Annotated in this window: 18 protein-coding genes; 7 read left to right on the forward strand and 11 right to left on the reverse strand. The window is 74.0% G+C overall.

Annotated features, from left to right (window positions below):
* Positions 1-37 precede the first annotated feature (37 nt).
* The 5 genes from ACI78U_RS00615 to ACI78U_RS00635 form a co-directional block, all read right to left on the reverse strand.
* On the reverse strand, positions 38-1,111 hold the full coding sequence (locus tag ACI78U_RS00615) for a hypothetical protein (protein WP_456873338.1): 1,074 nt from the start codon (positions 1,109-1,111) through the stop codon (positions 38-40).
* Positions 1,108-5,607, reverse strand: a complete 4,500-nt coding sequence (locus tag ACI78U_RS00620; RefSeq protein ID WP_456873339.1) for a hypothetical protein — start codon at positions 5,605-5,607, stop codon at positions 1,108-1,110. Before ACI78U_RS00620 ends, ACI78U_RS00615 begins: the two co-directional genes overlap by 4 nt.
* A complete protein-coding gene (locus ACI78U_RS00625; protein ID WP_456873340.1) occupies positions 5,604-6,440 on the reverse strand; it encodes a hypothetical protein in 837 nt (278 codons plus the stop codon). Before ACI78U_RS00625 ends, ACI78U_RS00620 begins: the two co-directional genes overlap by 4 nt.
* Positions 6,437-8,005: a hypothetical protein gene (locus tag ACI78U_RS00630; protein ID WP_456873341.1), complete on the reverse strand. Its 1,569-nt coding sequence runs from the start codon at positions 8,003-8,005 to the stop codon at positions 6,437-6,439. Before ACI78U_RS00630 ends, ACI78U_RS00625 begins: the two co-directional genes overlap by 4 nt.
* Positions 8,006-8,227: 222 nt before the next feature.
* Positions 8,228-10,975 carry a hypothetical protein gene (locus tag ACI78U_RS00635; RefSeq protein ID WP_456873342.1) on the reverse strand — a complete coding sequence of 916 codons (2,748 nt, stop codon included), beginning with the start codon at positions 10,973-10,975 and terminating at the stop codon, positions 8,228-8,230.
* 210 nt (positions 10,976-11,185) lie between these two features.
* On the opposite strand from ACI78U_RS00635, the gene ACI78U_RS00640 reads away from it, so the two are divergent.
* A complete protein-coding gene (locus tag ACI78U_RS00640; protein ID WP_456873343.1) occupies positions 11,186-11,371 on the forward strand; it encodes a hypothetical protein in 186 nt (61 codons plus the stop codon).
* Between the two features lie 4 nt (positions 11,372-11,375).
* On the opposite strand, the gene ACI78U_RS00645 is transcribed toward ACI78U_RS00640, so the two are convergent.
* On the reverse strand, positions 11,376-11,582 hold the full coding sequence (locus ACI78U_RS00645; RefSeq protein WP_456873344.1) for a hypothetical protein: 207 nt from the start codon (positions 11,580-11,582) through the stop codon (positions 11,376-11,378).
* 527 nt (positions 11,583-12,109) lie between these two features.
* Between ACI78U_RS00645 and ACI78U_RS00650 the strand changes: the two genes are divergently transcribed.
* Both ACI78U_RS00650 and ACI78U_RS00655 read left to right on the forward strand, forming a co-directional pair.
* On the forward strand, positions 12,110-13,093 hold the full coding sequence (locus ACI78U_RS00650) for a hypothetical protein (RefSeq protein ID WP_456873345.1): 984 nt from the start codon (positions 12,110-12,112) through the stop codon (positions 13,091-13,093).
* Positions 13,090-13,662: a hypothetical protein gene (locus tag ACI78U_RS00655; protein WP_456873346.1), complete on the forward strand. Its 573-nt coding sequence runs from the start codon at positions 13,090-13,092 to the stop codon at positions 13,660-13,662. The genes ACI78U_RS00650 and ACI78U_RS00655 overlap by 4 nt, the downstream gene beginning before the upstream one ends.
* A gap of 69 nt (positions 13,663-13,731) precedes the next feature.
* Here the strand turns inward: ACI78U_RS00655 and ACI78U_RS00660 are convergent, their stop codons facing one another.
* Complete coding sequence (locus ACI78U_RS00660; protein WP_456873347.1) at positions 13,732-14,850, reverse strand: sigma-70 family RNA polymerase sigma factor; 1,119 nt, start codon at positions 14,848-14,850, stop codon at positions 13,732-13,734.
* Between the two features lie 408 nt (positions 14,851-15,258).
* Positions 15,259-15,468: a hypothetical protein gene (locus tag ACI78U_RS00665; RefSeq protein ID WP_456873348.1), complete on the reverse strand. Its 210-nt coding sequence runs from the start codon at positions 15,466-15,468 to the stop codon at positions 15,259-15,261.
* A 184-nt stretch (positions 15,469-15,652) separates the two neighbouring features.
* Here ACI78U_RS00665 and ACI78U_RS00670 point away from each other — a divergent pair, with 184 nt between their 5' ends.
* On the forward strand, positions 15,653-16,063 hold the full coding sequence (locus ACI78U_RS00670) for a hypothetical protein (RefSeq protein WP_456873349.1): 411 nt from the start codon (positions 15,653-15,655) through the stop codon (positions 16,061-16,063).
* On the opposite strand, the gene ACI78U_RS00675 is transcribed toward ACI78U_RS00670, so the two are convergent.
* From ACI78U_RS00675 to ACI78U_RS00685, 3 genes are all read right to left on the reverse strand, one after another.
* The gene (locus ACI78U_RS00675) at positions 16,060-16,677 is read right to left on the reverse strand and encodes a hypothetical protein (protein WP_456873350.1); all 618 of its coding nucleotides are present in this window, start codon (positions 16,675-16,677) and stop codon (positions 16,060-16,062) included. The two genes, ACI78U_RS00670 and ACI78U_RS00675, sit on opposite strands and share 4 nt — an antisense overlap.
* Before the next feature lie 53 nt (positions 16,678-16,730).
* Complete coding sequence (locus ACI78U_RS00680) at positions 16,731-16,985, reverse strand: hypothetical protein (RefSeq protein ID WP_456873351.1); 255 nt, start codon at positions 16,983-16,985, stop codon at positions 16,731-16,733.
* Between the two features lie 335 nt (positions 16,986-17,320).
* Positions 17,321-17,830 (reverse strand): hypothetical protein, encoded by a 510-nt coding sequence (locus ACI78U_RS00685; RefSeq protein WP_456873352.1) that lies wholly within the window; start codon positions 17,828-17,830, stop codon positions 17,321-17,323.
* A 481-nt stretch (positions 17,831-18,311) separates the two neighbouring features.
* On the opposite strand from ACI78U_RS00685, the gene ACI78U_RS00690 reads away from it, so the two are divergent.
* From ACI78U_RS00690 to ACI78U_RS00700, 3 genes are read left to right on the forward strand one after another with little or no spacing between them, the layout of a single operon-like run.
* A complete protein-coding gene (locus ACI78U_RS00690) occupies positions 18,312-19,859 on the forward strand; it encodes a DUF2254 domain-containing protein (RefSeq protein ID WP_456873353.1) in 1,548 nt (515 codons plus the stop codon).
* Between the two features lie 43 nt (positions 19,860-19,902).
* Positions 19,903-20,613 carry a hypothetical protein gene (locus ACI78U_RS00695; protein ID WP_456873354.1) on the forward strand — a complete coding sequence of 237 codons (711 nt, stop codon included), beginning with the start codon at positions 19,903-19,905 and terminating at the stop codon, positions 20,611-20,613.
* Positions 20,610-21,866: a cation:proton antiporter domain-containing protein gene (locus ACI78U_RS00700; RefSeq protein WP_456873355.1), complete on the forward strand. Its 1,257-nt coding sequence runs from the start codon at positions 20,610-20,612 to the stop codon at positions 21,864-21,866. Before ACI78U_RS00695 ends, ACI78U_RS00700 begins: the two co-directional genes overlap by 4 nt.

Below are 21,866 nucleotides of genomic sequence, written 5' to 3' on the forward strand. Positions count from 1 at the left end.
CGGTGACGACCGAGGCATGACGCGCCGGCGCTGGCTGTCAGGTCGGGTCGTCGAGCCACTTCGGGTGCTCGAGCAGCAGCTCCAGTCCGATCGCCTCCTGCGCCATCCGCCGCCCCTTCGCCAGCAGCGCGGCGGCGGGCGCGGCCAGCGGGCCCAGCCACGCGGCCGCCGTGGCCGCAGCGGAGTCGGCGACCGGCGCGGTCTCCACCGGGCGGCCGTGGGCGAACAGCGCCTCGTACAGCGCCGCGGCGGGGAGCACCGGCGGCAGGCCGGCGGCGCGGGCCGTGCCGGCGGCGCGGGCGGGGATCTCCACACCGCGCAGGTCCAAGTCGCCGAAGTAGAGGATGCGCGTGGGGAGGGGCCGCAGCAGCGTCACCGACGTCACCGCGGCGCTGAACTGCCCGCCGGCGCCATACCCGACGTGCCGGCCGGGGCCGCCTGCGGCGGCATGCACCCGGGTCGCCTCCAGCAGCGACGCGTAGGTGTGGTGGTTCTCCGCGACCAGCAGCGTCACCTGACCCCCGGCCTCGGCTGTACCGGACACCCACTGCGCGGCGAAGGGCATCGGCACCGGGTGGCAGCGCAGCAGGTCCAGGGTGAGCGCACCGGAGGTGAACAGCCGGGTGCCGAGCAGCCGGTCGAGGCGCTTCTCGTCACCGAACAGCTCCAGGCTGCGTTCCCGCAGCGGCACGCTGATGCGGGTCGCGCCGCCGCGGCGGAGGAAGTCCGCCACGACGTCCAGCACGACGAACTCCTCGTCGCGGCGGGCCAGCGCTGCTACCGGCTGCAGCGCGGTCGGCCACACCCGGGCGGCCGGGCGGGCGGCCGGCGGACGGGACGTGCTCGAGCGGCGGACCCAGGTCGGCAGTGGTGGGTCGGCCCGCCGGTCGAAGTGCGCCTTCCCGCGCGGCAGCGCGAGCACGCCGGCGGCATGCAGTTCGGTCAGCGCCGCGCGCAGGTCGGCGCGGGCGCCGGGGGCGCTGGCCAGGGATCGGTCGAAGGCGACCGCTGCCTGCCACAGCTCGCCGATCTCGATGGTCTGCCGGCGGGCGGCGGCGATGGCGGCGGCGAGGTGGGTGGCCAGTGGTCCCAGCGGAGTGGGGGTGCTCATGAGGCGGCGGTGCCCTCGTCGCGGGCGACGCGGACGTTGGTGATGCCGCTGATGTCGTCGCCGTCGTCGTCGTATGCGGTGCCGGTGCGGGACTCGACGGTGACGTAGCGCCGCTGGCGCAGCGTGCCGGGGCTGTTGCGCAGCCGGACCACGTTGGGGAACTGGCCGACCGCGCCGACGTCCTCGACGCCGGTGGTGTACACCAGCTGCACGCCGTGCGCGGCGGCGACCTCCCGCTGCAGGCGCAGCAGCTTGACGTGGCTGGCGGTACCCAGCGGGTTGTCCAGCACCAGCGTGCCGCCGACGTGGCCCAAGCCCCGGTTGACCGCACGCAGCCGGGCCAGGGTGCAGTACAGCGCGACACAAACGGTGAGCTTTTCCCCGCCGGAGTACTTGCCGAGCAAGGTGATGTCCAGCGGCTCGACGGCCAGATCGCTGTTGGGCTTGAGCACGGTCACCTTGAACCCGCGCGGGGCGACAGCCTCGTGCACGCACCGCTTGAGCAGGGCCAGCCCCTCGGGCTTGGAGCCCTCACGGACCACCTCGTCGATGACCGAGGCGATGCGCACCTTGAGGTCCTCGTCGCTGCCGGGCTTGGTGAACCGGATGGTGAGGAACTGCTGGTCGGACCAGTCGCCGAGAAAGCCGGGCAGCCGCGAGTGCCGCTGCGCGGCGGTCAGCGTGCCGAGCACGTCGGTGACCAGCGCCGCGACCTGGGTGACCACGACGCCCTGGTCGCGGCGGATCTCCTCGAGCAGGCCGAGGATCTGCTGGCGGCGGGCGCGCAGGTCGTCGGCGCGGGTGGCGGCCAGTGCGACGAGGCGTTCGGGGTCGTCGCCGGTGAGGCGCTCCTTGATCGGGTCGGAGATGGTGGTGAACTCGGTCGCGGCGCGGCGGACGGCGCTCACCGCCCGCTCCACCCGCCCGGCGCTGGTGCGGGCGACCTCCACGGCCGCCGCCAGCGCGGCGACGGCGGCGGTGACCCGGCCGTCGGCGTCGGCGGCGCTGCCGTCGAACGGTGCGGCGGCCGGCGGTTCGCGGTCGTCGTCGGCCCCGGGCGGCACGGGCGCGCCGGCGGTGCTCGGCATGGCCTGGCGCACCGCGTCGCGGAGGCGGGCGACCTGCTGGCCGAACAGGTCGGCGGCGCTCTTGGCGTCGGCGGCGTGCCGCTGGGCGTCCTCGTGCTGGCGGGCGAGCGTGGTGGCCAGCTCCGACGCGGCGGTGGACGCGGCGGCGTACTGCTCCGCCTGGGCGCGGGCATCGGCCTCGTCAACCGGCTCGGTTTCCAGATCGGCGGCGGCGCGGCGGCTCTCCCGGACCCGCTCGGCGGCGCGCACGGTCTCGCGGGCCGCGCGTAGCTCCTCGCCGGCGCGGGACACGCCGACGAGCGCGTCCTCCAGGTAGGTGCGGGCCTGCTCGAGCGCGGCCCAGCGGCTGCGCTCGTCCTGCCCCTCGACGGTGGTCAGCAGCTGCTCGGCGGCGGCCCGCGCGTCGGCGGGCACCCCGGCGAGCTTGCCCTCGGCGGCGGCCGCCCGGGCGGTCTGCGTCCGCAGCCGCTCGGCGAGGACCGACTGCGCGGCGACGACCAGCCAGTCGCGGGAGGCGGTGCTGTAGCGGCTCTGCAGCGTGGTCAGCGGCGCCTGGTCATCGTCGGCCACGTCACCCACGGCGGCGCGGGCCGCCGCGGGGGTGTCGCCGAGCAGCCGGATCTCGGCTCGGTCGGCGGCGTGTCGGTCGGCGGCGGCCTTCCGGTCCGCGGCTTCGGTCGTGGCGCGCTCGCGCAGCGTCTCTTGCTCCGCCGCGGCGGTGTCGAGCTCGTCGACCTCGGTGTTCAGGTCGGCGATGCTGTCGGTCAGCTCAGCGAACAGCTCGCGCAGCCCGGGGAGCCCGGCGACCTGCCCGGCCAGCGCCTGCAGCCGGACGAGCTGCTCGGCCTGGGCGGCGACCTGCTCGGCGAGCGCGGTCTCCGTGTCGGCGTCGGCGGCCTCGGCTTGCTCCAGCGCCTCGGCCTGCCGCTGCAGGTCCCCCAGCTCGGCGTCCAGTGCGTCGATGTCGGCGGTGGCGGCGGCGATGTCGGCCTCGAGCGCGTCGAGGTGCCCGGCCGGGCAGTCGGTGTAGAAGGTGTCCAGGTCAGCGAGCAGGGCCCGGTCGGCGCGAGCCTGCGCGGCCCACCCGGTAATCTCCGCCTCCCGGATGGCCTGGTGGCGCTCGCGATCGGTGCGGTCGGTGTCGGCGGCGGCCGGGTCGAACAGCGCCGGGGTAGGGGCGGTGACCGCCCACGCGGCCGGTGCGGCGCGTACCGCCGCCTCCAGGTCGGCGGCGCTGGCCACCGGCACGTGCGCGATCGCGGTCAGGCCGCCGGTCTCCAGCGCGCGGCGGGCGTCGTCGAGGGCGGTGTCGGCGACGACGACGCCGGAGGCCAACGCGCCCAGCAGCGGGGAGCGCAGCGCCTCGGCGCGGTGCGGGGTGTCGATGACGTCGCGCAGCAGCTCCCAGCCGGGCCGGGCGAGCACACCGGCGGCGGTGAGCGCGTCGGCGACCCGCTGGGCGTCGCGGGTGGTGGGGAGAAACCCGGTGCCGGTGAGCGCGTCGAGGGCCCGCAGGTCCTCGGCGGCGTCCACCCGGGCGGCGACGATCGCAGTGTCGGCGTCGGCGGCGGCCCGGGCCAGCGCGGTCCGCAGCCCGACCGGATCGGCCCACAGGTCGACGGCGGTGTCGGCGTCGAGCTGGAGCAGCTCGTGCAGGCGGCCGGAGGCAGCGAGCATCGCGGCCCGGCCGGCGAGCTTGTCCCGCTCGTCGACCGTCGCGGTCCGCTCCCCGTCGCGGCGGCTGCGCTCGCCGGTTTTCGTCGTCCGCCGCCTGGAGAGCTCCTCGCGTTCGCGGAGGCGGGCCCTGCGGGCGGCGCGGACGGCGGCCAGCCGCTCGGCGGTGGACGCGCGCTCGGCAGTGACGTGCTCGGCGTGGCCAGCCGGGTCGGTGTCGGCGTCGGGCAGGTCGCCGGCGGCGACCGCGCCGGCGATGGCGCGGGTGACCGCGTCTATGTCCTGCTCCGCCCGCTCCCGCTGGGCGCGGGCGGCGGCGCGGGTCTGCTCGGCGTCCCGCTGTGCCGCGCGCAGCCTGCCGGCCTCCGCGGTGGCCGCGGTGGCCCGGCCGGCCGCCCGGGTAGCCTGGGCGCGCTCGGTGGCCTCCAGGGTGGTGTACCGGGTGAGCAGAGCGAGCGCGGCGTCGTCGTGCCGTTCCCGCAGCGGCGCGTTGCGCTGTTCCTCGGCGGCCTGCTGCCGGTTGAGATCGGCGATCTGCTCGCGGGCGTCGGCAAGCTCGGCGAGCGGCTCAGTGGCCTGCCAGGCGGCGACGGCGGCCCGGGCGCCGGTTTCGGCGGTGCGCCGCTTGGCGAGGAGCTCAGCGGCGGTGCTCTCGCGGAACCGTTCGGCGCGCAGCAGCAGCTCGTTGGCCCGGACACGGTCGCGGTCGCGTTCCCGGACGGCGTCGGCCTGCTGGGCGGCGATGCCTTCCAGAGAGGCGAGCAACTGCTCCTGGCGGGTGGTGTGCACCGCGGCGGCCGCCTGCAGGGACGCGGCCAGGCCGCTGGCCTCGCCGGCGGCGGCGGCGGCCGCGGCGGCGGCCACACCGGCGGCGGCGTGCTCGCCGGCCAGCGCGTCGAGCTTGCCGGCGAGGACATCGCAGAAGCGGGCCTCGAGCTGCCGCTGCGGCTTGGCGGCGAGGATGTCGGCGACGGCGCGCAGGTTGCCCGCGACGCGTTCGGGCTGGACGGGCTCGACGGTCAGGTCGATCAGCAGGTCGATGAACTTCGCCGGGGTGTCGAAGTTGAACAGTTCCGCGACGCCGCCCTCGGAGTGGTTCATCCGCTTCTGGTAGCGGAACAGCGCCGGGTCCAGGTGCCGCTCGCCGAGGGTGGTCATCCAAGACACCGGGGAGTCGGTGACCGTGAGCTGCAGCGCCTGCGGGTGCTCGGCGGCCAGCTCGCGCAGCCGCCGGATGTAGGTGGCGCGGTCGACTGGGCGACCGGCGTCGTCGGTCACCGGCAGCGTGTCCAGGGTCAGCAGCCCCGGGGTGGCGGTGAACGCGTAGTAGTTGACCTTGAGCTTGTCCCGGTTGCGGTCGGGGTCGACCGGCTTGCGCCGCTCGTCCCACTCGTACACGGCGCCGGTGACCAGCTGGGTGCCGGCGCCGAACAGGGCGTCGGTGCGGACGTCGACCCACTCGGCGATGGCGTGGCTGGTGTCGCCGGTGGCGATGTAGTCCTCCAGGTGCCGCTTGACCGACACACCGAGGAAGTCGCGGCGCAGCGGCAGGACGAGCGCGAAGAACAGCGACAGCAGGCTGCTCTTCCCGCCGCCGTTGCGCAGCCACAGGATGGAGTCCAGCGGGCTGCCGCCGTCGGCGGCGGGTGCGGCCAGCTCGATGGTGGTGTCGGGGAAGCGGGCGGCGCGGTCGCCGATGTTGGCAAGGCGCACCCGGCTCAGCTGGTAGCTCACTGCACGCTCCCGGCAGTGGCGCCGGCGCCCGGGCCGGTGCTGGTGGGTTCGTCGGTGAGGTCGATGACGTCGTCGGGGTCGACGGTGGTCGGGGGGACGGTGGCGTCCAGCCCGGAGTCGCGGGTGCGTCCGTCGGCGAGCAGCTTGTACGCCTCGTGCCCGGCCATCTCCCGGACCTGCACGCGGAACCGCTCGAGCAGCTGGTAGGTGTCCACGCCGTGTCGTTCGGCCTGCCGGGCCATGCCCTGGTCGGTCAGCCAGGCCAGCACGTTGCCGACCCAGTAGGTGGTGCATGACGGGGACAGCCGGCCGGCGGTGCGACCCTTGTCGGGGCGGTGGACAGCCGGCATCCGCTCGTAGACCCGCCAGGCCTCTTCCAAGCCCTCGTCGTCCAGCGGTGCGCCGGCGTCGCGCTTCAGCGACTCGCACGTCTCCCGGAGGAACCGCTCGAGGTCGGCGACGCGGACGTAGCGGACCCGGTCGTCGTCGAACGCGTCGGCGGACGGGTAGGCGTACGCGGCGACGCCGGCGGTGATCAGCCCGACGAGCAGCCGCTGCTCGACGCCGGTGGTGAACGGGATGTCGGCCAGTCGGGCGGCGAACAACGAGTCGCGGCGCGGGCCGACGACCAGACCGAGGTCGGCGGCGTCGGAGAGCACCTGCAGGTCCATGCCGTCGAGGACGTAGACGGCGGCGTTGCGGAAGTCGGCCTCGGTCCGGTACCGACCGAGCAGGTCGCGGTAGAGCGGGTCAACGGCGGGCCGGTGCTTGGGCCGCAGCGCGCAGCTGATGAGGATGCCGACGTCGCGCAGGTCGCTGGCGGTCACGGTCACGGGCGGTCTCCGGTCGCGTCGCGGGACGGACCGCTCGGGTCCGTCGAGTCGGGCGCCGGGCTGGTGGCCAGGCGCAGCAGGTCGGCTTCGCTGCCGGCGACGAGCAGGTCGTCGCCGGTCCAGCCGGGTTCGGCGAGCGCCGTGCCGTCGGCGTCGACGACGGCGGTCGGGCCGAGGACGGCCGCGGCGGTGTCCACGGCCGCGGCGGTCTCCCCCACCGTCTCCGGCGCGTACGTCCACAGGGTGGTGAGGACCAGCAGGCGCTCGACCTCAGTGACAATGACGTCGTCGGGCAGCAGTGCAGTGCGGGCGGCGCGCAGCAGACCCGACAGCCGGGTGGGCAGTCCGACGGCGGCGACCACCGCGGCGGCGGCGGCGACGACCTCGGCCGGGACAGCCTGCGACTCCTCGGCGTCGATGTCCTCCTCGTCGACGTCCGGCGGGTCGACGGTGCTGTTGCGGCGTGGGGCGAGCAGGTCCTCGAGCAGGTCACCGAGGCGCACCAGGCGGATCGGGCGGGGCCCGGCGGCCAGCTGCGCGAACGCCTCGGCGGGCTCCTGGGCGAGCTTGCGGGGCAGCGGGAGGAGCACGGCGAGATTCGCGCCGACGTCGGGGTTGCCCAGCCGGCCGGCGGGTCGGAACGACTGGCGGGTCTGCTCGTCGAGGAAGGTGCTGCGGGCGGTGACGATGCGCCCGTGCAGTTCGGCGTGCCGCTGCCGGCACTCGTCGAGCAGGGCGGCGATGCGGGCGGCGGCGGCGGTGACGCCGGGGTCCTCGGCCTGGTCGAGCGCGGAGCGGACGTGGTCGAGGAGCTTCTGCTCGGCGGCCAGCCGGTCCTCGATGTGGGTCCGGTTGCGGCTCAGCAGCCCGTCGACCTCGCTGGCCCACCGGCCAGCGACGGCCCGGATGTCGCGGGCGGTGTCGGCCAGCAGCGTGCGGACCTCCTCGGCGTACCGGACCGACAGGCCGCGGTTGCGCTCGGCGGCCCGCTCGGCCTGACCGAACGCGCCCCGGGCCAGCTGGCGCTTCATCATCAGGTCGTTGGCGGCCTGCTCGTCCTCGACGTCGAACTGCAGCCCGCCGACGAGCGCGTTGATGGCGTCGGTCGTGGCGCGCAGGACGACGGTGTCGCGGGCGGTGTCCTCGTGCTCGGTGACCAGCCGGAACTCCAGGGTTCGGGCCTGGTGGGTGATGCGCTCGGCGTCGAGGCCGAAGTCCGAGACCCGGTAGCGGAACGGCGCCTCCCGCTCGCGGCGGTTGAGCAGGGTGTCCAGGACGTGCTCGGCGACCTGCTGGTGTTCGGCGGCGGTGCGGTGCGGGTGGGAGGCGGCGGCGAGCCGGGTGAGCGCGTCGACGGCCTGGTCGTAGGTGAGCTCGTCATCGAACCCCTGCCGGGCGATGATCGCGTCGATGGCGGCCAGCGCGAGGGTCGGCAGGTCGTAGCGCTCGTCGGCCCACGCCTGCCGGCCGGAGTCGGCGGCCAGCGGCCGGCCGCGCAGCAGCGCGCGGACCCGGTCGCCGAACGCGGCGTCGAAGACCGCGCGGCTGTCACCGAGCCCGCTCACCTACCACCCCCCAGTGCCCGCTAGCGGCAGCGGCCGCTCGACCGCTCGCAGGTCGCCGGAGTGAATCACGCACCGCCGACGATTCCTGGCATGTGGCCCACCGCCACCGCCGCCAGAGGCGCGTCGACGTTCGGGACGCCAGTCGGGAAGATGATCTGGTCGAGGCACGGGTCGGTGTCCTCCATCTTCGAGTGGCGCTTTCCGAGCATCGGCCGCCGCGGCCTACTCCTGGTCCGACACGTACTCCGGCGGGTACACCACCCCGGCGGGGTCGTCGGGACGCCTCCGGCAGGTTCGGCACAGCACCGGGCACGCACCGAGCTCCGGGACGCGACGCACGACCGTCACCGACCGCGTGTCGCACCACGGACACCGGCGGAGGCGGATCCGCCGGTCGGCGGCCGGTGTGCCCCGTGTCCAGCGGTCCTTCTCCAGGACTCGTCCGTACAGCGGTGCCTTGAGCCGGCCGCCGCGGTCGTGGGGCTCAACGGCCATGACCTCAGCGATCTTGCGCTCGTCGACCCCGGAGAGGTGGGCGAGGTCCGTCACCGGCAGTCCGCGCTCGAGGAGGTCGGGGTCCCCGCCGCCGGCGTCCCACAGCACGTCGATCACTCGCTGGCGGTCGCCGTCGAGGTCCGAGTTCCAGCCCTCCCGCCAGCTGGTGATCGTGGAGTAGCCGTCGAGGACGGTCCGCGCGTAAGGGCTGGCGACCAGCGGGGTGCGGTGCATGCGGTGCAGCACCTCGCGCAGCCGGGGGAACGGGCAGCGGAGGACGGCGGTGGCCATCGCCTCGGTGATCGGCCAGTGCGCGACGACGTCGCGGCGCAGCCACCGCTCGACTGTGTCCGGGTCGGTGACCATCGTCGCCGCCGCGATCGCCGGCACGCTCAGGCCCTCCTCGATCCAGAGCTTGGCCAGGTGGTCGGTGCGCGCCTGCTGCACCGCGGCGGCCTGCTTGCCCCGGGCCCGGTAGACGTTGCGGACCTGCCCGCTCACCGGGATGAAGACCAAGCCCGCGTCCGTCGGCAGCCGCAGTCGGCAGGACCAGCGCACGGTGAACGGGTCGACCTCGAAGCGCAGCCCGTGGATGAGCCGGTGCACCCGGCGGCTGACCATGCCCGGGTACTGGGCGAGGCCCATGCGCAGCAGCTTGAGCAGCTCGGGCAGGCCGGTGACGTCGGCGCTCTGCATGACCGGCTGCTCGGCCGGGGCGGCGGCCTGCGCGACGAGCCGCTCGAACTCGGCGATCTGGCGCTTGTTCGCCCGCAGTTCGGTCTCGTACTGGTCCGCCTCCTTCTCGTCACCCTCGCCGAGCGCCCGGCCCACGGCCTGTCGCAGCCCCCGGTTGGTGCTCTCCAGCCGGGCGATCTCGCGGTTCCAGTGTTCGGTGCTGACGGCGGCCCTGACCGTCCCGTCGATCGACGGGCGGGAGGCGTAGACCACGGTGGCCGGGTCGACGCCCTCCTCCTCGAGGACGGTCAGGACGCGGTCGGCGACGTTGACGTGGAACTCGGCGGGGTTCAGCGCCGCGAGCAGCTCGCCGGCGCCCGCCCCCTCGTGCCAGTTCGCACCGGTGTGGCACGTGTCCCGACGCAGCACGTGGTAAGGGGCTCGCTTGGCGCTCAGCACGTACTCGAAGGTGTCGTCCGACCAGGCGTCGAAGCCGCTGAACGGCTTGTGGTCGTCCTCGTGACCCGCGCCGCCGGTGAACGGAGAGGTCTCCGTGTCTCCCCGCTGCTGCTCGCCGTCCTCCTCGGCGCTCGTGCAACGCAGGTCGATGGCCTTCCGGATCGTCTCGGGGTCGGCCCAGCCACCTTCGGGCAGGCCGACGGGCACCTCGATCTGGAAGACGCCGTAGGGGTCGCCGTCCTGCCGGTGCACCGGGGTCGAGCACCACTCCGTCACGCCGGGGACGGGGCAGGTGAGCTCGAAGCGGTACGTGCCGGTCAGGTACGTCTCCAGGTGTCCGTAGAGCCGCTGGACGACCTCCCGGGGACGCAGCGCCTGGCTGAGGTCCGCGGGCCGCGCCGCCTCGACGACGTCCAGGTCGGTGCCGTCGGCGTCCTCCGCCGTGCCGTAGATGTCCTGCAGCTTCGGGGTGGTCAACCCGACCGCGGCGAGCTCCGCGACGATGTCGTCGAGGTCGTAGCGCGGGTCGGCCCCCAGCTCGATGAGCAGGCGCACCCACTCGAGGACCTTCGGGTCGCCGGTGATCGTCGGGATCTTGTCGGTGTCGCACTCGTAGCCCAGGACGATGTGGCGCGGGCCGAACGGCCAGCGGCCCTCCTTCGCGTCGATCAGTCGGCCGATGGTCAGCCGCTTGAGGATCTCGCGGACCTCGGCGCCGGCGATGAGGCCGTACATCTCCCACCGTAGGGCGTCGTTGGACACGGTGAGGTCCAGCCCCTCCGGTGCCTCGTCGGAGAAGATCTTGCAGTCGACGAGCTTCGCCGCGTTGCCGACGCGGGTGAAGACCTCCATCGTCCGGCCGAAGCGCGACGCCGGACCGGTGTGCAGCTCCTCGGGCCGCAGATCCCGGATGATGTCGGCCAGCGTGGCCCCGAACGCGTTGGTCCCGTCCTCGCCGGGCCGGGCGGCGGACATCTGCGACAGCAGGAAGGCGTCCTCGCCGATGGTGAACAGGTAGGCCAGCGCGCGACCCGGACGCCCTCGGCCGCGTCGCGCGCGGCGGTACGTCTGAGCCCCGAGCTGGTGACGCAGTGCCCGACCGGTGTCCCCGGGCTCGATGAGTGCGGCCCCGTGCCCGAGGATCGTCGCGACCGACGACAGGGCGGCGTGCCGGCTCAGGACCTGGTACATCATCGCCGCGAACAGCTCGTACTTGTAGGCCGTGGACTCCCGCACGACGAACAGCCGCTTCACCATCCGAGCGGCCGCAGCCTCCGGCACGTCACCCCGCGCGCGGCTCCGCCGCTGCGCGGCGGTGCGACGGGTCTGGACCTGGGACATCGGGCTGCTCCTCCCGCGGCCGGGCGGCCGCGTCGGGCAGCACCGTGCGGGCGCCGTCGGACCAGGCAATCGCCGCGGGAGCCGTAGTTGCCGACCTTTTCGCGTTGGGCACGACGAACAGGTCGCGCGCTAGCAGCGCCGCTGTGACCGGCCGGAGAAGCGCCCGATCAGGGGACTGTCACCGCGATCGACGCGCAGAGCGGTGGAGGCATGAGCCACGCACGCCTCCGCCTCACCGGACTCTCCGCCGCAGTCGCCGCCGTCCCCGACGACCCTTTGGAGATCTACGCCGCCCTGTCCGGTGTCACCACCCCGGCGCAGCCGGTGCCGTCCTCGGCGGGTGAGCAGCGCACCGGCCGCATCTGGCTGGCCGTGAACATGCAGACCAGGTGGTAAGCGGTCAGCTGGGGCTCACCTCGGCGGACGGGGGCGGCACACGATGCACCGGCGCCAACCCATCCCACCGGTAGGCGTGCAGCGGCTCCGGCCGGCCCTCTCCCTCGGCGTACTCACGCGCGCTGCGCGCGAGGAGGGCCTCATGCTCCGCGGCCGTCAGGCCGGAGAGGTAGTCCGCAGCGGTCTGGAGCTCCGACGCCGGCTCGGTCACGCGCCCAGCGTGCGCGCCGTCTGCCTCGAGCTCAACCCCGTTCGGCAAACGGCAGCGCGGCACGATGACACCGAACTACTGACGAGCTCGGTCGCTGGCTACATGGGCCCACCTCCGGCGCTGGCGCCGTCAACGCCTTCCTCGAGATGCTGCTGACTCGGCACGGCCTCGCCGGCCCGCCTGCCTGCCGGCCCGACCCGCTGCCCCGCGGCCTTCCCACGGGACTCAGGAAAGCTCCTCACCCCCAGGCTGGTCGACAAGCTCGTCGCCCGGATGACCCCCTGACGAACACCCGATCCGTCCAACGGCTCGCACGCCAGCTGCGCGAGAACCCCGCCACCGTCCGGCGCCGAGGTCCTTGCCTTCGACACCGTCAGTCGCATCGATCCGCCGCCACGTCTCCGACCGCTACGCCCTCGAGCACGCGTGCAGGCGATCCGCCGGCCCGATCCGCCGGCCCGATCCGCTGTCCGAAACGCAGCACACGCTTCCGCAGTCGATCTTGTCCGACTCGCACGGAGGTGTGCATGTCCCCGCTCGTCCGCCCGCTCGGCCCCCCCTCGCTGGTGCACGGCATCCCCGTCCAGCCGGTCACCGTCCACCTGCTCGACCACTGCCAGCTGACGATCACCATCGCCCCGCCCAACACGGCGCTGCGGCTGGCCGCCGTCCGCAACACGCTGCTCTACAACTTCGTCGGCAACGGCGTCTGCGGCCTCACCGACTACACCGGGATCAGCGAGGAGATCAGCGGCCGCCGGGTCATCACCTCCCTGCGGCAGCGGGTCAGCCAGCTGCGCCCCGCCGCGCTCAGCACCCTCACCCGGCCCCAGCCCTACGGCCTGGACCTCCTCCTCGCCGTGGAGGCGGCCACCCTGCGGTATCGGACGATGCGCGTTCGAGCCCTCAACGTCCGCACCAGCGCCGCCGACGCCGTTCGCCGACTTACCCCAGCCCGGCGGGCGCTCGCCGACGCCCTCGGCCGCCAGATCGCCGACGCCATCTCCGTTCACGCGCACGCCGGCCACGTCAACCTCACCGCATGGCGCCTGCGCAATGCCAGAGATCACGCAGCAGCGCTTCTCCACCGCCTCGGAGGCAGGGCCGTCGACACCCACCAGCTGGTCGCGATGCTCAACGCGGCGGGAGCCACCCAGAACTCCCTCCGGCAGGACTACGTCACACGTCGCGACCTCCGCCAGCGAGAGGACGGCCACAACGGCAGGGTCGGCCACGTCGACTACGGCAAGGTCGTCGTCTTCTACCCCGCCGGTGTCATCACTCCTGACGAGGCGCTCGCCGACTACGCCGCCCAACGCACAGCCCAGCCAAGCGGCCGCCTGCCCATCCCCGCACCCGTCACCACCGAGTGGTGCCGCTGCCAGTTCTGCACCCCCGCCACCGTCTTCCACCTCGCCGGCCCGCGCACCGCCGCCGCACCGCCGACGACCCCGACCGGCGTCGCCACCGCGCCACGGCCGGCGGCCACCGCCGGAGGCCACCGGCCGTGACCGAGGCGCCCGACGCCTCCTGCCCGTCCCCGGCCTGGCGCTGGCGGCGGCACACCGGCCCAGGCTGGCCCGCCTGGCGGGCGACCGTCCCCGGCCCCGTCGGCGACGACGGCGGCACCGTCTACCTCGGCCGCCGCGACGCGGTTCACGGCCGGTGCACCACCTGTGGCCGGCACGCCCAGCTGTGGCAGGCCAGCCTGGCCCTCCCCCGGCCCTTCCCCCCGGTGCTCGACCTGCCCGGCGGCGGCTGCACCCGCGACCACATCGCAACCGCCATCCCCACCACCTGGGCCGACGTCGCCGCCACTTACGCCGACACCGCCGGCGAGTTCCGCCACCTGCCGGCGGACAGACTGGCGCGGGCACTCGTCCGCCAGCGCGTGCGGCAGGCCCGCTGGGCTGGCTGGCTCCACGGCCAGCCCCCACCGGCCCGCCGACTCGCGCTCGCCCTCTGGACCCGCAACCCGCACCTCGCTCCGCCCGCGACGACGGCCGTCATCGCCGCCGTCCTCAGCGATCCTGCTTGTCTCTGCCGACTCGAGACCGTGCCGGTCGGCCGACACGAGTAGGCCAGGACGACGGGGATGGCCAACGACCGTGTGCCCGCACCAGCCGGTGCGGGCTCACGGTCGGACCGGTCAGCGCGAGGAGGGACGCGGTGCCCACATGCCGCGGATGACGACCAGCAGCCGGTCGAGTGCCTTCCGCTCGATCTGCCGCACGGTCTCCCGGGTCAGGTTCAGCTGCCTGCCGATGCTGGCCAGGGACTGCTCGGGCTCACCGTCGAGCCCGAACCGACGGACGATGACGAAGTGCTCGCGCGCGTCGAGCTCGACCAGCCAGGAGTCGATCACCGAGGCGCCGACCAGCGCGTGGACCACCGCGTCCTCCACCGACGTCCCCTTGTCGACGAGCACGTCCCCCAGGTGGCGGCCGTCGTCGCCGACGGAGCTCTCCAGGCTTCGCAGCTGCGCCGGCCGCAGCACCCGCGCCACCTGGCCCAAGGGCACGCCGGCCCCGCAGGCCGCCGCGATGTCCGCGACGCTCGGCTCCTGCCGGCCGGGGCCGGACAGGGCCTCGCGCGCGGCGAGGACCGCCGGACGGCTCAGGAACTCCGACCAGCTCAGCATCGGGTACCTCAGCGCGCGCACCGCGTTGAGCACCGCCCCGTGCATCGACTTGAACGCCCACTGCCCGAACCGGCCGCGCGCCGGGTCGAAGGTCGTGACCGACCGCACCAGCGCCTCCGCGGCAGCTGCCCGCACGTCTTCCAGGTCGACGGGCGCCATCGGGGGCGCGAACCGGCGCACGACGTCGTCGACCCGCCCGGCGTTCACCCGGACGGCCAGCTCGTTGAGCGCCTCCACGTCCCGCTGCGCTCGTCGCCCGCCACCGGCACCGGACGCCGCTCCGGACGGCGGTGCCTGGACCACGGCCTGCAGCACCGCCCGGCGGCCGCTCAGCAGGGCGGTGACCTCGTCGGAGAAGTCGGCGGCCAGCAGCCTCCCCTCTCGGCGCGCTGCGCAGGTGTACGGGGCACGGATCGCCTCCAGCTGCGCCAGCGCGGAGGGGACGTTGCTCAGGTCCAGGTCGTCGATGAGCGCCGGGAGGTCGAAGTCGGCGAGCTCTCGGTCGTCCCGGGCGTCTCTGGCCGCGACCGCGAGGGCGCAGCCGTCGCTGTTCCCCTCCGCGGCACGGATGGAGGAGGAGACGGCACTCGTCAGCGGGGTGGCGAGGGTGGCGGTCGGGCAGGTCATGGCAGTACTCCAGGTGGTCGCGGACGGGCATCGCTCGGCACTCAGAAGCCTGCCGACGACCCGCCCGGCGCCGCGTCGGCCACAGACCCGGTTTTCCGCCTCCCGCCATCGCCGTCGACGTCCCGCCGATCGGGGAAGCGCGTGTAGGGAGAACGCCCTACACGCGCCTCCTGCCACGGCTGATAGGCCGACATCCCCGGTGGACGGCAGGCAGGGCGAGGACTTCGCTCGCCGCGCCGCACCAACGTGCCGAAGGCCCAACGAGGCCCGAGGCCCAGCCATCCGTCTCCAGCGCCACAACATCACCGGTACAGCCGTGGCCGACCTCCTCCGTGGCGCACGCGGGTAAGGGTCGGATGTCGATGCAGGTCGTTGGCCCGCCGACCCGTAGCCCTGCCGTTGCCCGGGCTACGCCGGTGCCGGACGGTTCTCCCCGGCGACCAAGGGCAGCTCGAGCGGCATCAGCCACAGCCGCTCCCGCGGGTACGGCGGCGCCGGCAGCCGGCCCCTCACGTCCTCCAGCCGCGCTCGGGCCTCCGCCTCCGTCCGGAAGGGGCCGACGACGCCGAGCACGTCCTCTCCCCCGACCCAGTCGTCCTGACGCACCACAACCCACATCGCTCCTCCTTCATCCGCGGCGTTACCAGCGGTTCAGGACGGTTCCGGGGACCGGCGCCAGCGCAGTCGGCTGGAGCAGCGATGCGCGCAGGACCCCACACGGGTGACCGCCGACCGGCTCATTGCGCATGCCCGACAGCCGCGCACCGTCCCGCTCGCCAACCCACACCCGAGCGGAGGACACATGAAGCTCAACGAGATGGACCTGGGGACCCTCGCCGCCATCAAGGCCGGACTGACCCGGGACCACAAGGACGGAACGCTGCTCTGCGACGACGAGGAGAGCGAGTTCTTCTTCACCTGCCAGGTCGCGCCGGACCACTGGCTCTACGTCGACCTCCGAACCGAGCCGATCATTACGATCGACACCGGCATCTTCCGGCGCCCCAGCGAGTACATGCGGCGCATGATCCGCGTCAACTACGTCGGTCTGCGCATCCACCGCGACCGCCAGCGCCTCGCGGGCAAGGTGGGTGACCTCGTCCGCCACCTGAGCCCCGAGGAGCGCGACATCCACGACGCCCAGCAGCGCGAGTACTGGCTGCAGGACGACGCCATCACCCAGCAGTACGGCCCCTTCCACGACATCGGCTAGGCCATCGACGTCCAGTCGCGCGCCGGTGTCCCCGGCACAACCGGTTCCCATCGCTCAGGACACCGGGCACCTGCCCACCGATCCTCCTGCCGTCCCCTCTGAGCAGTCGGAGGGGACGGCAGGCGCCGTTCGACCGTCCGACGGCAGCAGGAGGCGCCCTTCAGCTCACCCGGCGAGCACCAGGTTGGCTCCTCAAGCGCCCAGTACTCGATGCGGAACTTCGCGCTCTCGTCGATCGGCGCGTAGCTGCTGACCGCCTCGGCGCCGCGCATCACGTTGACCACGACGTCGTCGTCTACGAGCGCTACCGCGAGGCCCGCCCGGCCGGGAACAGCCTCAACCTCTGGCCACCGCCGCTCAAGGCGCTGCGTTCCCTCGGCGTCGACACCGACGACCTCGGCTCCCCCACCGACTCCGAGTCGAAAGTAGGCGACTGCGGCCAGCACGCCCTCCCGTTCGTCGACGAGACAGGTCCCGTCGCCGTCGACCCCGGCGCCCGTGAGCGGCGTGAGCACCTCGACGAGGAAGCCGGCCTCGTCCTCGGTGAACAGGCCCGCTGCCACCACGAGGTCGAGCACGGCCGGGACGTCGGACGCGCGCAGGGACCGCAGCACGACGGCAGCCTGACGTTCGGCCTGCCGCACTGCACCCGGATTTCCGCCGGGGGCTACGCCGCCCGCTGGCTGAGGTCGCCGCCTGCAGGACGCCGACGCCGGGAGGAGATGGGCGTCGGCTCGGCCCACCGCTCTTCCACATGCGCGTCGTCCGCGCGCGGGGACAGCAGGCTCATCCCGAACGCGCCGACCACCAGGAGGCCGGCGAGGGCGACCACGGTGAGCACGAACAGGCCGGAGACCGCGGTGCCCACCACAGCGGTGCCGAGGCAGACGACGAGCAGGACCACGAACAGGAGTCGCGACATGGTGCACTCCGGATGTCGTGCCCGCGGACGGTCACGCGGGTCAGCGCGTGGACGGTCGGCGGACGTCTTCGAGTCGGGCCACCCGCCAGTCCGGTGCGGTGGTTCCACGCTGCGCCCGGTCGGCACTGTGCAGCACCACCGCGCCCCCGCCGAGCCGGGCTGGTGCGGTGCGCCCACTGGGAGCCGGCGGTCGTCGGCCTCCCTCGTCGGCCGCCGTGCTGACTGTGGACACCTCTGAGGGTTCCCCGCCCAGATCGCGAACTCCTGACCGCGGCCTTGCGATCCCGTGACGATGGCAGGGATCACCGACCGTTCCGGTGCGGGAGCGCCGGCACCTACCCGACCGACGGGGACGTGGTGACCCTCCTCGCGCTGAGGTAGGGCTCCCCCTCCCACTCCTCGTACGCCTCGTCGGCCAGCGCGGCGTCCAGCTCGTCCTCGACGACCGACACGGCGAACTCGTCGTGCGGCACAGCCGCGACCACGACGTCCCGACCCGGCTGCAGTCCGGGCAGCGGCTCGTCCGTGACCACCAGCAGCGGCGCGACGTCCTCGCCGTCAGGTCCGGTGATCGTGAAGGCGAGCTGTGAGACGACGCGGTCGACGGAGGCCTCGAGGGTGACCTCCTGGTCGACGTAGGCCTCGACGTCGTCGTGGAAGTCGGGCGAGTAAGGACCGTCATACGGGTCCTCCAGGTCGCCGGGACCGCGGACGTCCGGGGCATCGGCACCCGTCTCGGGCTGCTCGGGGTTCCCCGTGCAGGCCGACAGGGCGAGCTGCCCCGTCACGAGGAGAGCAGTCAGGACGGCGGGTCCGAGCCGTTCCCGTGCACGAGGGGCGGACATGGTTCCTCCTCGGCTGATCCCCGCGTCCGCCGCCCCGGTGGCCGAGGCGGCGGCCCGTCGCTGGTACCGATCGGGGGGCGCACCGCGGGGATCGATCCGCTTGGGGAACGCCCGACCGACAGCGTCCCGGGTGCCCGCACCACAGGTGCGCGAACGACGTCCCAGGCTCTGTCACGGGACCGACATGCGATCGGAGACCAGCACCCGGCAGGCCGTGTGACGAACCCGTGACGATCGGCGCCGCTCCCCGGCCGGGAGCCGTGGCGAGGTATGGGGAGAGGGTGCACCGTCTCCACGGCCACCAGCTCCTGCGGGCGTCTTGTAGTCCGGACCCTGCCCCCTGTACAGCTGACGGCCGCCACGTCCGGTGCCGCCCCTCTCCGTCCTCCGACTTCTGGAGGCCCACGAGCGCCCGTCGACGGGCCTGCCCAGGAGGTGATCGTGACGGTGCCGGCTTCTTGCAGGCCGGTCGACCCGGTGGATGGCCCCCGCCGCCGACACAGGCGGTGAGGTCGATCATGGACACGGCGGCCCCCTTACTGCCGACGGGTCGGGTGCGCGCGAGTCCCGCGGCGCCCACGGCCCGCAGCGCGGGGATCCGGCCTGCTCGAGCGGGGTCGCACGACTGCGGGACCGTGCTGACCGGAGCCTCCGAGGGGTCGCCCTCGTGACCGCCAGGAAGCCCAGGCGACGCGGTGCGGCCCGTGCCGTCACCGCGCGACTGCGCGGGGCTCTGTGGCCCATCCCGGTGCTCGCTGTCATGGTCGCGGTCGGCATCGGCATCGGGCTGCCTGCGGTGGACGGACTGCTCGAGAGCCGCGACTCGGGTCATCCCCTGACCTTCGTCTTCGGCGGCGGACCGTCGGCGGCACGCGACCTGCTCGCTGCGATCGCCGGATCGCTGATCTCCGTGACCGGGTTGATCTTCTCCCTCACCGTGGTGGCCTTCCAGCTGGGCAGCAGCCAGTACTCGCCACGGCTGCTGCAGACCTTCGCCACCGACCGGGTGGTCCAGCTGACCCTGGCCCAGTTGACGGCGACGTTCGTGTACGCGCTCACCGTGCTGAGGACCGTCCGCACCGAGAGCGCCACCGAGACCGAGACCGCCTTCGTCCCCCGACTCTCGATCACCGTGGCCTACGCGCTGACGCTGGGCAGCGTCCTGGCTGTGGTGCTGTTCCTCGGGCACCTGGCCCGCGCCCTCCGGGTCGAGACGATGCTCCGCGACGTCCACGAGGAGGCCGGGGCCACGCTCGACCGGGAGGTGCCCGACGACCTCGAGCGCCCGGCGCGCGTGGAGCTGCCCTCCGGACCCGGGGTCCCCATCGCCTCCCCGTCCAGCGGCTTCGTCGTCGACGTGGACGAGGAACGCCTCGTGTCGACCGCGGTGGACTGCGACGTCGTCGTCCTCCTGGCCGCCCGGCTCGGGGACTCCGTGGTGACCGGGACGCCGCTCGCACACATCTGGGCCCGGGACGGCGGCCGACGACCCGACACGGCGGCGTTGCAGGAGGCTCTGGGCCGCTCGGTGCGGCTGGGCTTCGAGCGCTCCCCCGCTCGTGACATCGCCTACAGCCTGCGCAAGGTCGTCGACATCGCCGTCCGTGCGTTGTCGCCCGGCATCAACGACCCCACGACGGCGGTGCACGCCCTCTCGCACGCCTCGGCGCTGCTCGGTGACCTCGTCTCCCGGCCACTCGGACCCGATTGCCGTGCCGACGACGACGCGGTCGTGCGCCTGGTCGTGCCGCAGTGGACCCCCGAGGATCTGGTGGAGCTCGTCCTGGAGGAGCCCCTGCACTACGCCTCGGGTCAGCCGACCGTGCTGCGCCGGATGGCCACCCTGTTGCGAGAGGTCGCGTGGCGCGCACCTCGTGGCAGCGTGGACCGCGCCCTGCACGACCGGCTTCGTTCCGTCGTCGACCTCGCCGCCGAGTCCACCCGGATCACGGAGTCGGAACGCCGCTCCTGGGAGTCGGCGCTCGACTCGGCCCTCGTCGGGGTGTGGCCCGCGGACCGGCCGGGCTGACCGGCGCGCAGTGCAGCCTCGGTGCAGCGGGTAGGCGACATACGTGCGAGACGAGATCCCGGCCGACGCCTCTCCTGAGCAGGAGGGGCTGGCCCGGCGACTGGACAAGCCGATGGGTGTCCTCGGGCTCGTGTTCGTCCTCGTCGTCCTGGGTCAGTCGCTCGCGCGGGAGCCGTGGCTGGTCACCGTGCTGACCCTGGTGGGCTGGCTGTGCTGGGGCGTCTTCGTCGCCGAGTTCCTCCATCGCGCCCTGCGAGCCCGGGACCGGCGCCGTTTCTGGACCCGCAACTGGTGGCAGGTCCTGTTCCTGGCGCTGCCCTTCCTCCGCTTCGCCCGGGCTCTGACACTGCTTCGAACCGCGAGGCTGGGCGGCGTCGTCTCCGCCGCCGTCCGAGGGTCGCGATCGGCCGGCCGGCTGCTGACCGGTCGCATCGGCTGGCTGGCCACGGTGACCGGGGTGGTGGTGCTCGCGGCCAGCCAGCTCCTGTACGTCGGCGGCGCCTACGACGGCTACGCGTCGGCCCTGCACGAAACTGCCCTCGCGACGGTGACCGGGGAGCCGCTGACCGCACAGGGAGGCCTCGCCCGGATCCTCGAGGTCGTGCTCGCCGTCTACTCCGTCGCGGTCTTCGCCACGCTCGCCGGGGCCCTCGGCGTCTACTTCCTGGACGACCGGAGGCGCGCCGGTGCTCCGCCGGACGTGCCCGCGGCCCCCGCCTCGGATCCGCCGGCGACGGGAACGGGCGCGGCGTGACCACCGACCTCGTGCTCCTCGCCGGCGGGCTCCTCGCGCTCGGCGTCGCCGCCCTGTCCGAGCGCCTGCGGCGACTGCCGATCTCCGAGCCGCTGCTCGGCCTGCTCACCGGGATCGTCCTCGGCCCGTCCGTGGCCGGCGTCCTGGACGTGCGGCCGCTGACCGAAGACCACACGTGGCTGCACACCGCAACCCGGATCCTGCTGGCCATCTCCGTGATGGCGGTGGCCCTGCGTTACCCGCTGGGCGCGGTGCGGTCGCAGATCCGGCCGGTGGCACTCCTCCTGGTCGTTGCCATGCCACTCATGGCCCTCATCACCGCCGGTCTGTCGGCGTGGGTGCTCGGCCTCGGACTGGGCGCCGCGGCGCTGCTGGGCGCGGCGCTGTGCCCGACCGACCCGGTGCTCGCGTCCAGCGTCGTCACCGGGGGGCCCGCGGAGGAGGACCTCCCCGCCCGGGACCGGCAGGTCCTCTCCCTCGAATCCGGCGCGAACGACGGCCTGGCGCTGCCGCTGGTGCTCGCCGCCGTCGCGATCGCCGGTCCCCTGACTGGCAGCGAGGCCGCACTGGAGTCGCTGTGGCAGGTGGCCGGGGCCGTCGTCGTCGGCCTGGGAACCGGCTGGCTGGGCGGGCGCGCGCTGAGGGCCGGGGAGCAGCACGGATCCACGGACCCCGGCCCGCTGGCCCTGTTCACCGCGGTGCTGGCCCTCGCGGTGCTCGGGCTGTCCGGACTGATCCACGTCGACGGTGTGCTGGCGGTCTTCGTCTGCGGATTGGCCTTCAACGGCGTGAGCACTGGCTCCGAACGGACGTCGGACGTGCCCATCGACGAGGCCGTCAACCGCTTCCTCGTCCTGCCGTTGTTCATCGGGGTCGGCGCCGCGCTGCCGTGGGCGGCCTGGGCCGACCTCGGCTGGCGCGGCGTGCTCCTGGCCGTGGCCGTGCTCCTGCTCCGCCGGCTGCCCGTCCTGGTGGCGCTGCGCCGCCCGCTGCGACTGGGCCGGCCGGACGCGCTCTACCTGGGTTGGTTCGGCCCCATCGGGGTCTCGGCGCTCTTCTACCTCGCGCTGGAGGCCGAGCGGCTGGGGGCCGATCCCACCGTCCTCGCCGCGGGCAGTCTCGTCGTGGTGGCCAGCGTCGTCGTCCACGGCGTCACGGCCGCACCGGGCCGGGCGGCGTACCGGACCGCGACCCGGCGCGGGGATGGTGCCGACGCCCCGACCACTCCCGGCCGGTCCGGCCGACGCGACTGA

The organism is Geodermatophilus sp. SYSU D00710, assembly GCF_054050195.1.

What these genes read in the sequence shown, in the direction of transcription:
- ACI78U_RS00650 (WP_456873345.1), top strand. Translation starts at nt 12,110, where the DNA reads ATGTCCCCGCTCGTCCGCCCGCTCGGCCCCCCCTCGCTGGTGCACGGC.
- ACI78U_RS00665 (WP_456873348.1), bottom strand. Translation starts at nt 15,468, where the DNA reads ATGTGGGTTGTGGTGCGTCAGGACGACTGGGTCGGGGGAGAGGACGTG.
- ACI78U_RS00670 (WP_456873349.1), top strand. Translation starts at nt 15,653, where the DNA reads ATGAAGCTCAACGAGATGGACCTGGGGACCCTCGCCGCCATCAAGGCC.
- ACI78U_RS00690 (WP_456873353.1), top strand. Translation starts at nt 18,312, where the DNA reads ATGGCCCCCGCCGCCGACACAGGCGGTGAGGTCGATCATGGACACGGC.
- ACI78U_RS00615 (WP_456873338.1), bottom strand. Translation starts at nt 1,111, where the DNA reads ATGAGCACCCCCACTCCGCTGGGACCACTGGCCACCCACCTCGCCGCC.
- ACI78U_RS00635 (WP_456873342.1), bottom strand. Translation starts at nt 10,975, where the DNA reads ATGTCCCAGGTCCAGACCCGTCGCACCGCCGCGCAGCGGCGGAGCCGC.
- ACI78U_RS00680 (WP_456873351.1), bottom strand. Translation starts at nt 16,985, where the DNA reads ATGTCGCGACTCCTGTTCGTGGTCCTGCTCGTCGTCTGCCTCGGCACC.
- ACI78U_RS00685 (WP_456873352.1), bottom strand. Translation starts at nt 17,830, where the DNA reads ATGTCCGCCCCTCGTGCACGGGAACGGCTCGGACCCGCCGTCCTGACT.
- ACI78U_RS00660 (WP_456873347.1), bottom strand. Translation starts at nt 14,850, where the DNA reads ATGACCTGCCCGACCGCCACCCTCGCCACCCCGCTGACGAGTGCCGTC.
- ACI78U_RS00640 (WP_456873343.1), top strand. Translation starts at nt 11,186, where the DNA reads ATGAGCCACGCACGCCTCCGCCTCACCGGACTCTCCGCCGCAGTCGCC.